The organism is Nitritalea sp., from assembly GCF_054166705.1.
This window is the reverse complement of sequence record NZ_JBSZCV010000008.1, coordinates 497,678-510,164: the sequence shown is the minus strand read 5'-3', so window position 1 is coordinate 510,164 and position 12,487 is coordinate 497,678. Positions and strand designations below refer to the sequence as shown.

The 12,487-nt window shown below is 48.7% G+C and carries 12 protein-coding genes; 4 read left to right on the top strand and 8 right to left on the bottom strand.

The annotated features are described in order from the left end of the window. Positions 1–8: 8 nt before the first annotated feature. From ACXIT9_RS06155 to ACXIT9_RS06130, 6 genes are all read right to left on the bottom strand, one after another. Entirely contained in the window at positions 9–389 is a 381-nt protein-coding gene (locus ACXIT9_RS06155; protein ID WP_458055349.1) for a hypothetical protein, read from the bottom strand. 127 nt (positions 390–516) lie between these two features. Further along, a complete protein-coding gene (udk, locus tag ACXIT9_RS06150) occupies positions 517–1,134 on the bottom strand; it encodes a uridine kinase (RefSeq protein WP_458055348.1) in 618 nt (205 codons plus the stop codon). Positions 1,135–1,206: 72 nt separating this feature from the next. After that, positions 1,207–1,797: an RdgB/HAM1 family non-canonical purine NTP pyrophosphatase gene (gene rdgB / locus ACXIT9_RS06145; RefSeq protein WP_458055347.1), complete on the bottom strand. Its 591-nt coding sequence runs from the start codon at positions 1,795–1,797 to the stop codon at positions 1,207–1,209. A gap of 11 nt (positions 1,798–1,808) precedes the next feature. After that, entirely contained in the window at positions 1,809–2,291 is a 483-nt protein-coding gene (locus tag ACXIT9_RS06140; RefSeq protein WP_458055346.1) for a GAF domain-containing protein, read from the bottom strand. A gap of 27 nt (positions 2,292–2,318) precedes the next feature. After that, the gene (gene ribD / locus ACXIT9_RS06135) at positions 2,319–3,395 is read right to left on the bottom strand and encodes a bifunctional diaminohydroxyphosphoribosylaminopyrimidine deaminase/5-amino-6-(5-phosphoribosylamino)uracil reductase RibD (RefSeq protein ID WP_458055345.1); all 1,077 of its coding nucleotides are present in this window, start codon (positions 3,393–3,395) and stop codon (positions 2,319–2,321) included. Then, the gene (locus ACXIT9_RS06130) at positions 3,392–4,225 is read right to left on the bottom strand and encodes a DUF4382 domain-containing protein (RefSeq protein ID WP_458055344.1); all 834 of its coding nucleotides are present in this window, start codon (positions 4,223–4,225) and stop codon (positions 3,392–3,394) included. Before ACXIT9_RS06130 ends, ribD begins: the two co-directional genes overlap by 4 nt. A 68-nt stretch (positions 4,226–4,293) precedes the next feature. On the opposite strand from ACXIT9_RS06130, the gene dgt reads away from it, so the two are divergent. Beyond that, positions 4,294–5,643: a dGTP triphosphohydrolase gene (dgt, locus tag ACXIT9_RS06125; protein ID WP_458055343.1), complete on the top strand. Its 1,350-nt coding sequence runs from the start codon at positions 4,294–4,296 to the stop codon at positions 5,641–5,643. Here dgt and ACXIT9_RS06120 read toward each other — a convergent pair. Continuing rightward, positions 5,640–6,860, bottom strand: a complete 1,221-nt coding sequence (locus ACXIT9_RS06120) for a tetratricopeptide repeat protein (RefSeq protein WP_458055342.1) — start codon at positions 6,858–6,860, stop codon at positions 5,640–5,642. The two genes, dgt and ACXIT9_RS06120, sit on opposite strands and share 4 nt — an antisense overlap. Before the next feature lie 249 nt (positions 6,861–7,109). Here ACXIT9_RS06120 and ACXIT9_RS06115 point away from each other — a divergent pair, with 249 nt between their 5' ends. Continuing rightward, positions 7,110–7,694, top strand: coding sequence for a hypothetical protein (locus tag ACXIT9_RS06115; protein WP_458055341.1), 585 nt, complete (start codon positions 7,110–7,112; stop codon positions 7,692–7,694). 182 nt (positions 7,695–7,876) lie between these two features. Here the strand turns inward: ACXIT9_RS06115 and ACXIT9_RS06110 are convergent, their stop codons facing one another. Then, complete coding sequence (locus ACXIT9_RS06110; protein ID WP_458055340.1) at positions 7,877–8,200, bottom strand: hypothetical protein; 324 nt, start codon at positions 8,198–8,200, stop codon at positions 7,877–7,879. Between the two features lie 284 nt (positions 8,201–8,484). Here ACXIT9_RS06110 and polA point away from each other — a divergent pair, with 284 nt between their 5' ends. Next, positions 8,485–11,322, top strand: a complete 2,838-nt coding sequence (gene polA / locus ACXIT9_RS06105) for a DNA polymerase I (RefSeq protein WP_458055339.1) — start codon at positions 8,485–8,487, stop codon at positions 11,320–11,322. A 4-nt stretch (positions 11,323–11,326) separates the two neighbouring features. After that, complete coding sequence (gene alr / locus ACXIT9_RS06100; protein ID WP_458055338.1) at positions 11,327–12,481, top strand: alanine racemase; 1,155 nt, start codon at positions 11,327–11,329, stop codon at positions 12,479–12,481. Positions 12,482–12,487 lie beyond the last annotated feature (6 nt).

Here is a 12,487-nt window from a genome sequence, read left to right as displayed (position 1 = left end):
TAAGGGTGTTAAGGAGCGTTTTTCGATATGATACGCTCAAAAAGTATGGTATGAAAATCACCTGAAAGAGGGACCAAGCGAAGTGTCCACTCACCTTTCGGCTGAAGGGGAGACAGTATCTCATAAATAAAATACAGCATCTGCTCGGCTATCAGGCTGATAAATGGAATTACCGCTTGGACGGGTGCAGAAAGAAAGCTTTCTCCGGGAACATTTTCCCGCTCAGCATCTGAAGTCTCTGCCTGCTGCTCCACCTGTAGCTCCGAAGACTGACGTAGCTTCTCATAAAAAAACTCCCCGCTCGAAAACAAAAAACAGAAAAACACAGCCATGAGGAGCGACAAACGCTGCTTCCATGTAACTGTTTGAGGTGTCTGATTTTGTTTCATAATGGGCAAATATAGTGAAATGCAACTACTTCCCTAAAAAATCAACAAAAAATATGTTAATTTCCTTGAGATAAGTGTTTTAGAAAACGCCACGCGCATTAAAAAGCCGCTCGAGATACCCGAGTGATTACCTGATTTTCATTTTCAGATAGGTCCGAATGATGTCGAGCGCCTTATCGAAACTCTTGTTATTCGGGATGATCAGATCCGCATCTTGTTTAAACGGCTCGATATATTTTTCATACGTCGGCATGACATGGCGTTCATAGCGGTAGAGCACATCGTCTAAATCATAACCGCGCTCCACTTTATCCCGCACGATGCGTCGCTTCAGCTTGATATACTCCTTAGCGTCGATAAATACCTTGAGGTCTAAGAGATCTGCCAACTCGGGGTAATAGAGTACAAAAATCCCTTCAACCACCACCACAGGGGCCGGTTCGAAGCTGAGCATTTTGGGCTTTTTGTTGGGATTATTAAACGTGTACTCTTGCCGATGCACTGTTTCGCCTCGCTGAATCTTTGCGATATCTTCCGCATACTGCTCGAAGTCTATCGAGTGTGGCGTGTCAAAGTTATGCACGCCCTTATCGTCTATGGGCTGAAGATGGCGGGGCTTGTAGTAGTTATCCTGTGAAATGAGGCATACCTCTCCAGGTTCGAAGGCATGTAATAAGCGATCCAAAAACAATGTCTTTCCGGAAGCGCTGCCTCCAGTGATTCCTACGATGTACGGCCTGTTCATGGGGTACAAAAATAGAAAATTCTAAGCACTTCCAACCCATCCCCGCCGCTCAAAATTAAAAACTCCACTATTTTAGGACTTTTTCATCCTTTCCTGAAAAAATTCGACCAACTGCCGCACCGCTTTCCCACGGTGACTGATTTGATTTTTTTCCTCCATGGACATCTCGGCGAAGGTACGGGTTTCTCCTGCAGGAACGAAAAGCGGATCGTATCCGAAGCCATCTGTACCCCTGACATCCTCTAGCAGCTGTCCAGGGGCCTCACCTATAAAAGCATGGCGCTCATTTTCTCCTACTATCAGCGCGATCACCGTACGAAAAGCTGCTCGCCGATCCGACTTGCCACGCATTTCCTGCACCAGCTTGGCTAGATTCCGCGCATCCGAACGCGGCTCTCCGGCATAATAGGCCGCATGCACACCGGGGGCACCATTCAGCGCGGATACTTCGAGCCCTGTATCATCGGCAAAGCAGGGTACTCCATATTTTTCGAATACGTAGCTAGCCTTTTCGAATGCATTGTGCTCCAGAGTTTCGCCTGTCTCAGGCAAAACTTCCCTGCAACCAATTTCCGCCAAACTTACCAGCTCTACAGCATCCGGCAGGGCTGCCTGTACCTCGGCTAACTTTTTCTGGTTGTTCGTCGCGAAACAAATTTTCATCTTCCTGTAGGTTAAAACTTCTCTGCCAAAAGCACCATGAGGCGCTCTAATTCCTGAACATCTACTGCTGTAAAATCATCCAACAGATCGCTGTCTACGTCCAATACGGCTAGAACCTCTCCGTTTTTCTTAATGGGAACGACCACCTCTGAGCGCGAAGCACTGCTACAGGCGATATGACCTGGAAAGGCATCCACATCCGGGACCAAAACACTTTGGGCCTGCGCCCAAGCCTGACCACAGACCCCTTTTCCTTTTCGGATCCGCGTACAAGCTAATGGACCCTGAAAGGGCCCTAAAACAAGTTCCTCCTCTTTCACTAGATAAAAACCTACCCAGAAAAACCCAAAAGCCTCGCGCAGTACCGCCGATACATTCGCTAAATTTGCGATCAGATCACTTTCAACATCTAGTAGTGCCTTTATCTGCGGATAAATCGCCTCATAGATCGCTTGACGCTCCCGGGTTTCCGGAAGAAAAATAGATTCTGCCATGTGTAGTTTATATATACTCTTTATAAATCAATTAAATGCGCTGGGCTCGAACGTAACGACCTCAGCATGTGCTACGCGATTATAATAGGCCAATTCGTCATGACCGATTTTTTCCGTGTATACTGCGGAAACGGCTAATCGGGGTGCCGACAAACCCCGATGAAAACGCTGTGGACTGGTAAACACACGCGCCTCATCCCAAAGTTCCTGCTCCATAAAGGTCTGCAGGATTCCCGCCCCACCTTCCACGAAAACACTGCGGATGCCACGACCGAATAAGTCATCCAAAATACCGTGCAACTGGCTGCCTTGGCCTTGAGGCACATAGATAGGTCCTTGGATCACTTTCGGAGCTGTAAATTCCTCCTGCCGATGATAAACCAGTGTCAAGCGACCATCGGCCAGCAGATGACAGTCCTCGGGAACTTGCAGGTGCTCATCTAGCAAGATGCGTGTAGGGGAGGGACCCACCCAGTCCCGGACATCCAGTCGCGGATTATCCGCAATAGCGGTTCCCGCTCCCACTAAAATAGCGTCTTCCTCAGCCCGCCAGCGATGCACCAGCTGCCGGCTGAGAGAGGAACTGATCCACTTCGAATCTCCGTTTTCCCGAGCCACGAAGCCATCCGCCGTTTGTGCCCACTTTAAAATGATATAGGGGCGCTTTCTGCTTAAAGTAGCAAAAAAGCGTCTGTTTTGGTATCGAACCTCTTGCTCCAGTACACCTACCTCCACTTGGATACCTGCCGCTCTGAGTTTGGCCACTCCTTTACCCGCGACCAGAGGGTTCGTGTCTAAGGCAGCGATGATGACCTTCTGAACACCCTTTTCGATCAGCAAATCAGCGCATGGAGGCGTCTTTCCCCAATGGGCACAGGGCTCTAAGGTCACATAAACGGTGGCTGCCGCTAAGCGTTTCGGATCCTTCACGGCGCGTACCGCATGCACTTCCGCATGAGGGCCACCGTAAGCCTGATGATAGCCCTCGCCGATAATCTCATCTTTATGCACGATGACACAGCCCACCAGTGGATTAGGGCTTACATGACCTGCTCCTAAGGCAGCCAGCTCCAGTGCTCTTCGCATGTATCGTTCGTCCGTCATGGGTTACGCTGCTGTAAAGTGATCGGGTCTAGATTTAATTCGCCTCCCGGCAAAACAGTTAAATTAAACAGCGTATCCACCGCAAATAGGGGGTCGCGTGGAAAAAAATACAGGTCGTAGGTGCCATTTAGACCAAAAAGGGTGAAATCCCCCGTGACAGCATCTTCCTCTAGTGTCACCGCCGTGGCGATGGTATCCTTTTCGTTTACTGCCCACACTTGCACCTCGGTCCCTCCCGGCCGTACGGCACCACTCATTTTGCCCGTTTCAGCAGTAACAAAGCTACGCGCCACGGGCCGAAAAAGAAGTTGCCCATTCGTATTTTCAAATACTGAACGAAAAATATCCAAGTCGATCACCAGGTCATAGGCGAATGTAGGTAATAAGCGGGCAGACACGTTTAAACTCAGCTTGCGCAGATTTTCATCGGCAAAGGTTAGCGGAAGCACCTCTTCCTCTCCCAAACGGACCTCCTGCTGTTCACCGAAAAGCAGTTCCACGCGCTCTAATTGGCCGGCAGGCACCTCTTCTCGACCCAGCAGACCGAGACGCCCACCTACGAGAAGGCTGACATTCACCAGCCGGGTAGGCCCATCGTAGGGCACGAACATCGGGGTATTTTCCCCTTCAAAAAAGAGGTTCACTCCTTCGATTTCGACGAAAACCTGTTCGAAGGGTCCCGGGGCATCTGTCAGAAAGATGTTTAACAAGGTTTCCGTTCGCTCCTCGGCGCTCGAACAGGAATAGAGGCCCAGCAGGAGGATGGCCAAAAGGGTATAGAGGAGAGGTCTTATAACCTGTGCTAGAGAGCAAATCAATTTACGCATCATATCAGCAGGTAAATTTACGCTTTTATCAGGAATTTTTAGATTTCTTTTCAGAAGGATTACCTTTGTGTATGATGCAGTGGGAAAATCTACTCCGCCCGGGACGCTACGCGCCGGGAAAACCTTATGTGAGCAGTGCGGAGCCGCACCGAAGTCCTTTTGAACGGGATTATGACCGCATCCTGTTTTCGGCCCCTTTTCGAAATCTTCAGGATAAAACCCAAGTCTTTCCCCTTCCTGAAAATGCCTTTGTGCACACGCGCCTTACCCATAGCTTAGAAGTCGCCAGTGTGGGACGCTCCCTAGGAAAACAAGTAGGCGATTTTTTACTGCAACACTATACTTGCCTGCGAGAAAACTACACCACAGCAGACATAGCGGCGATCGTTTCGGCGGCCGCGCTCTGCCATGATATCGGCAATCCGCCCTTCGGACATGCTGGCGAAACCGCCCTTTCCGATTATTTTCGCTTCGGTGAATATGGTATGGTCTGGCAGCGCTATGTGCATCCAGAGGAATGGGAAGACCTGATAGCATTTGAGGGTAATGCACAAGGACTACGCATGCTCAGCGCACCCCAAAGCGGCCTAAACCTCTCGGCCGCCACGGTAGCTGCCTTTATGAAATACCCCCGTCCCGCCCAGCTCTTTCAACCCGAACCAAGTCGAAAAAGTCAGAAAAAATACGGCTTCTTTGCCGACCAGGCAGCCGATGTAGTGGCGCTCTACAGCTACTTGGGAATACCCGAAATCGGCTCTGGCGCCTTTTACCGGCATCCACTTAGTTTTCTGGTGGAGGCAGCAGATGATATTTGCTACAGCATCATCGACTTAGAAGATGCCTGCACACTAGACTTGATTTCGGAAACTACCTACGCGGAGCTGTTGGCCTCACTCCTCGGATCCCGTTTTCAGCCGGAAAAGCTACGCGCTTATCCTGAAAAAACCCAGCGCTTAGCAGTTTTACGTTCCTTAGCCATAGGTATACTTATCGACAGCTGCGCCGAAGTCTTTCGAGAGCAGGAAAGTGCCATGCGTCAAGGTATCTTCGATCAAGCGCTAACTTCCTGCATCCCTGAAAAAGAACAACTGAGTGCTATCGGCGAATTCTCTGTGCAGCATATCTACCGTTCTTCACCAGTACTGGAAAAAGAAGCAGCAGGTTTTCAAGTACTCGAAGGACTCTTAGAGGCATTTTTACAAGCCTTGCATCACGCGCGCTACCAAACTGAACGCTATGGTGGAAAAGATAAAAGTATGCTGCGCCTGCTTCCCGAGCGTCTTCAGCTACAAATTAAGCAAGAGGAGATTTCCACCTATACCCTGCTGCGGCTCTTGCTGGACCACATCAGTGGCATGACGGATAAGCAATCCCTCACGCTCTATCGAAAGGTTCGCGGCATCAGCTTACCTGGGCATTAATCACTGCTACTTTCAGCACACCATTTATCCCGAAGACGCATCGCTGGCCGGAAATTTTGGGCCGCGGCCTGATGTAGCGCCGCACAAGCCCCTGCTGAATCCTCTAAAGACGCGAGGGATTTCGCCTGTAGGAAGTACGCCTGCGGAAACTCTGGTCGCTCCTGAATGGCGCGTCCATAGGCGGCGACGGCCTCTTCGTGGTGGCCTTGCTTTCGTGCTATATTTCCGAGGCCAAAGTATACTTCTGCTGGAAACAAGTCTTCGCTCAGCAGCTGCATGTAAGCAGCATGCGCAGCTTCCAGCTCCCCCGTTTTTTCCAGTGCGATGGTGTGCATAAGCACGATCTCTTTGTCCTCATGAACGGCCATAATCGCTTGAAAATACGCCAATGCAGTCTCGAAATCACCCGATTGCAGACAGGTTCGGCCCTTTTCTTTTCCAGGAGCTGTGAATGTGGGCAGCGCATCTCGCATTTGAGTAAAAAATACGGGATCCTGATTATCTGCATCTTGCTCGGCAAGCGACAGGACGAAGGCCATCCCATTTAAAGAAGCCAAGTGATAGGGGTTCATGGAGAGCACCTTTGTGTAATGTTCTACGGCGAGTCTATAATGTCCGAAATGGCGGAGGAGCTCAGCGCGTGCAAAATAAAGCTGAGGGTCCTTCGTGTCGTATCTGATGGCCTTCGAATAATACTGCAAGGCGACGTCATAGACCCCTTGTTCTTCATAGCCTTTAGCCAAAGTCGCATAAATAACTGCTTTCTGCTCCGTGAGGGCAGCCTTGTCCCCTAAAATAGGCGCATAGCGAGTGTCTTTCAAGTAATGCAGATGATTCTCCAGGCTACGTAATTCCATTAACCGCTCTAAATCTGAAATTGCCGCCACGTAATCACCAGTTTCTGCACGAAGCATGGCATGGCCATAGAGGGCCTGCGGCAAATTCGGAGCCAGCTCTAAAAGGAGCACGTAATCTCCGATCGCCCCTTCCAGATTGCCTAACTGCTCTCGAATAGAGGCACGGAGGAGATAGGCCTCCTTAAAATAGGGGTGGTCCCGAAGGATGGTAGTACTTAACTGCTCTGCTCCCCTCAGTTCCCCCTCTTCCCAAAGCACCATAACCGAAGCGATCGCCTCTCTTTGGCTATAATTTTGCGCCTGAAGCGCAAAGGCCTGCAAGGCAAAAATCCATAAAAATGATAGGCTTTTATACATCATGGTAAAATGGAGTACGTAAAAAGACCGGAAACCGTTGCTGAACACTAAATTTAAGGGTATTTTTCCTAAAAACATACCATTTGTTTGGGTTTAAGCGTTTAAACGAAAAACAATCTTAGCAGATTAGCGTTTAAAAGGCGCGTGATAGGATTAAAAAATTGAAGTCACTAGCTATTTTTATTCGTTTTCGGCATCTTTATTGCTGATCCGAGGATTTATTATACAGTTTCTATAAAACAGTAAGGCATCATGAACAAAGTTACGCGTTATGTGCTGCTGGCGGCGGTAGGGTTAAGCATCAATTTTACAGCGTCTGCACAAAGCACACTTAACGAGGGATCGATCTCCACCCAATTCGATTACTTAAATGAAATATCGAATAATTATCAGGAGTTTAAGGTCGTCAAAAAAACACACCTCGAGCAGCTGAAAAAAAACGTAACCGATTCGCTTCGCACCTACGCTGAGGAACAGAAGCAGCTCGCTGAAAAGATATCACGACAAGAATCAGAGATAAAAAGCCTGCAGGAAGATCAAGAAAAATTGCAGGCGGAACTGAGCGAAGCAATCGCCAACCGGGAGAATTTGACACTATTAGGTATCCAAACCTCCAAAACAGTGTACAATTCTATTTTATGGACCATCATCGCAGGATTAACCGGCGCATTCGCCTTTTCCTTCATTCAGTTTAGCCGATCCCATAAAATTATCAAGCAGGCGCGAAAAGATCTCGCAGATACGATGGAGGAGTTCGAGCAGCACCGAAAAAATACACTCGATCGTGAGCGCAAGTTAAAGCGTGAACTAGTGGATGCCCTACAGGGCAAAAAATAAATAAAGCCCTTCTGTCTATCTACAGAAGGGCTCTTTTTATCATTATATATTGGAAAGGCTTACGTGACCAACTTGCGGACACCACTCCGCAAAACACAGCATTTGAAAAGGGATCAACACTCATCTAAGATCAACCGGAAACAAATAAAGTGGGTACGTAAGCCTTATGTGTAGAGCAGGATTTAGGTGATCAAGATTAAGATAAGTAGGATAATGATAATCGCTCCTACGCTCAGGTAAACACCTTCTTGCTTCTTGGCCTCCTTCTTTAGCGCCTTTAATTCTTTACGTACCTCTTTACGCTCCGAGCTACTCATGGCTGAAAAATCCATGTCCTTAATCTCCTCCACTCTCTCGGTTATTTCTTCGGCACGCGATTTAATCACCACTTCATCCGAAGCGCTCACACGCGCTGTTCGCTCATCCGTATGCGCTGCTGGACTGGCCCATGCACTAAGCCCTATGACGACCATAAAGGTACAGGCTAATAACAGTTGCTTAATCATGTATTTGATTGATTTTTAGGTACGTAATAACTCTTTAGGTACTTGCTAACTCAAAATTGAGGCCAAAGTTATGAAATTAATCCTTTACTTCTAAATATTGGTTAAAGATGAGTAGCTAAAAAAGTATATAATAGGGTATTTTCATTAAAAAAATCAATTATCCCCGCGGTGCTTTTACCCTTTCATTCGATTTCTGTCGCTAAAAAACCTCTGGTAAACCATTAATTTTCGTACCTTAGCCTGTTCGAAAGTGATTTAAATACACGGAAGTACGCTCATCTGTTATGACGAAAAAAGGGGAAAAAAAACTATTTCTTTTGGATGCGATGGCGCTCATTTACCGGGCGCATTTTGCGTTTAGCAAAAACCCACGCATTAACTCCAAAGGCCTTAACACTGGCATTATGCTGGGCTTTACAAACACGCTCCTCGAGGTGCTGGAAAAACAAGCTCCCAGCCACATCGCCGTGGTTTTCGACACGAAAGCCCCGACTTTTCGCCATGTGCAGTTCGAAGCTTATAAAGCGAATCGGCAGGAGCAGCCCGAGGATATCGAAATCGGTATCCCCTGGGTGAAGCAACTGGTACAAGCCTTTCGAATTCCTACGATCGAGCTTGACGGCTTCGAGGCAGATGACATCATCGGTACGCTGGCCAAGAAGGCAGAACGCACCTCCTTCGTGGTGTACATGATGACGCCGGATAAAGATTATGGACAGCTGGTAGAAGACCATATTTACCTATACAAGCCTGCCTTCATGGGGAATGAAGTAGAGGTACAAGGCCCGGCGGAGGTCTGTGCTAAGTGGGACATCGAACATCCGGATCAGGTGCGTGATATTCTCGGGCTGATGGGAGACAGCGTAGATAATATTCCGGGTATTCCCGGTATCGGGGCGAAAACTGCCGCTAAGCTGCTCAAGCAGTACGGCTCGCTGGAAAACCTATTAGAAAATACAGCAGACTTAAAAGGCAAGCAGAAAGAAAAGGTAGAAGAGTTCGCCCAGCAGGGCAGGTTATCGAAGGAGCTGGCCACCATAAAAGTAGATGTCCCTGTAGATTTCCAGGAGGAAGAGCTCCGCTATAAAGGGCCTGATGAGGAAGTGCTTAAAGCGCTATTTGCGGAGCTAGAGTTTAAAACCCTTACGAAGAGGGTCTTTGGCGAAGCCCTAAAAAAACCCAAAGTGCAGGTCAGCGAGCAGCTCGGCCTGTTTACCGGGGAGGAGGGAGACCCGCTGGAGGATACCGTTACCAGAGAAGAAGGAACAACACACAGCGACAGTCCTTTCGGGGAGCAAGAGCTCGGTCCTGAGACGATAGCCACCCGTGCCCACCAGTACCATTTACTGGATAGCAAAGAAGACATCGAGGGCCTAGTGCCCTTTTTGCTCCGGCAGGAGCGCTGCTGCTTCGATACCGAGACCACCTCTGTACATGCCCATGAAGCGGATTTAGTCGGGATCGCCTTCGCGTATGTGGAGGGAGAGGCCTTTTATGTCCCGATTCCAGCAGATAAAGAGGAGGCGACGGCTCGGCTAGAGCTGCTCAAGCCTTTTTTCGAGGCGGAAAATATCCTTAAAATAGGGCATAACATCAAGTATGACATGCTCGTTCTCATGCGTCAGGGCATCGCTGTACGTGGTCCTGTCTATGACACGCTGATCGCACACTCGCTACTGGACCCTGAGGGCAAGCATGGCATGGATGCCTTGGCGGAGCGTTACTTGAATTATAAGCCGGTTTCGATCGAGAGCCTGATCGGCAAAAAAGGGAAAAAGCAAGGGAGCATGCGGGATGTTCCGGTGGAGGAGGTGGCGCCCTATGCGGCGGAAGATGCCGACATTACGCTAGCACTATATGCGCATTTGCAGCCACTTATCCGCGAACAGGGCTTAGAAAAATTACTTGTTGAGGTAGAAAATCCACTGATTCCGGTACTAACGGCCATGGAACTGGAAGGCGTGCGCCTGAACACGGAGGACCTGGCCCTGATGTCCAAAGCATTAGAAAAGGAGGCCACGGAAATCGAAGAGCAGGTATATATGCTGGCTGGTGAGACCTTTAATCTGGCTTCGCCAAAACAGCTGGGAGAGATCCTATTCGGTAAGCTGGGCTTAGATCCTAAAGCGAAGAAGACAAAATCGGGACAGTATGCTACTGGTGAAGAAGTACTGAGTAAATTGGCTAGCGAGCATGAAATTATACGCTTAATTTTATCCCACCGCCAGCTGGTGAAGCTGAAGTCTACCTATGTAGATGCATTACCTGAATTAATTTCCGCAGACACGGGCCGTATTCATACGACCTACAATCAGTTCGTGACAGCGACGGGGCGACTTAGCTCTACGAATCCGAACTTGCAGAATATTCCGATTCGAACGGAGCGGGGGAGAGAAATCCGGAAGGCCTTCGTACCTCGGGATGCTGAGCATGTGATTTTAGCAGCAGATTACTCGCAGATCGAGCTGCGGATCATGGCTTCCTTCGCCGAGGATGCTTCTATGATCGCTGCCTTTAAAGACGGACAAGACATTCATGCAGCGACGGCGGCTAAAATTTTTCAGGTGCCGCTAGAGGAAGTGGAGTCGGATATGCGTAGAAAGGCCAAAACAGCTAACTTCGGCATCATTTATGGGATTAGTGCATTCGGACTAGCAGAACGACTTTCGATTCCACGAGGAGAGGCAAAGGCGATTATCGAAACTTATTTCCAGCAGTTTCCTACCGTAAAGGGTTACATGGATCGGGTTATCGAGGAGGCACGAGAACAAGAGTATGTGAGTACACTCCTCGGTAGGAAGCGTTATCTGCGGGACATCAACAGCCGAAATTTCACCATGAGGGGTTTTGCGGAACGCAATGCCATCAACACCCCCATCCAGGGCTCTGCTGCTGATATGATTAAGATCGCTATGATCAAGGTGCATCGCTGGATGGAGGCAGAAGGGCTTCGCTCGAAAATGATTCTGCAGGTGCATGATGAATTGGTTTTCGATGCGCATAAAGAAGAAGTAGAGCTGTTAAAAAAGGAAATTCCGAGGCTGATGGAAGAGGCAATGGAGCTAAAAGTGCCGCTTGTGGTGGAAGTAGGAACAGGGGAGAATTGGTTAGAAGCACATTAAAAACATGTTACACACCTCGTATTTAGAGATTAGTAAATCTGCGTACAAGAAAAATATCGACTTTATCCGCTCGGAAGTAGGGGAGGGCACTGAAATATCGATCGTGGTTAAGGGAAATGCCTATGGCCATGGAATAGAGGAAATCATTCCACTGGCAGAGGCGAATGGCATACGACACTTCAGTACCTTCAGTGCGGATGAGGCGGCACGCGTACATGCCTGCAGCCGGAAAAAATCTACTGTGATGATTATGGGCATGTTGCAGGACGAAGACATGGAGCTGCTGATAGAGAAGGATATCGAGTTTTTTGTTTTTGAGTTCGAGCGCCTAAAAAGCACCATAGAAGTAGCACGAAAGCTGGGAAAAAAGGCCCGCATCCATCTAGAAGTAGAGACTGGGTTTAAGCGAACGGGCTTCGAATGGGAAGATCGGGAGGCACTCACCGAAATACTGAAAAACTATGCTGAGCACCTGGAGTTAAAAGGGCTATGTACGCATTATGCAGGGGCAGAGAGCATTTCGAATTACGTGCGCGTGACCCAGCAAATCAAGCGCTTCGAGCGTTTTTATACCTACTTCCAAGAGGTCGGTCTTTCTTTCGAGCGCTACCACAGCGCATGTTCAGCAGCGATGCTCAGTTACCCCTCTACCATTATGGACATGGTGCGGGTCGGCATCGCCTCCTACGGCTTTTGGCCTACCCAGGAAACGTACATGTATCGTTTCGATTCTTTGCCCGAAGAAAATAAGAACCCCTTAAAGCGGCTCATTTCATGGAAGTCTAGCGTTATGAGTCTAAAGCAGGTGAAGATGGGCGAATTCATCGGCTATGGCTCCAGCTACATGGCCCCGCGGGACATGACCATCGCACTTATTCCTGTCGGTTATTCGCATGGCTTCGCGCGCACGCTGAGTAATCAGGGCAAAGTACTGATCGGAGGAAAAATCCTCTCTGTAGTCGGCACGGTGACCATGAACAGCATCTCTGTAGACATCACGGATGCGAAAGGGATAAAAAAAGGCGATGAGGTGGTGCTAATCGGTAAGCAGCGTAAAAATGAAATCACCGTCGCCTCCTTCGGGGAGTCCACCCAGCAAGTGAACTACGAGCTACTTACCCGACTGCCTATGAACATCCCTCGAAAAATAGTACCCTAATAAAAT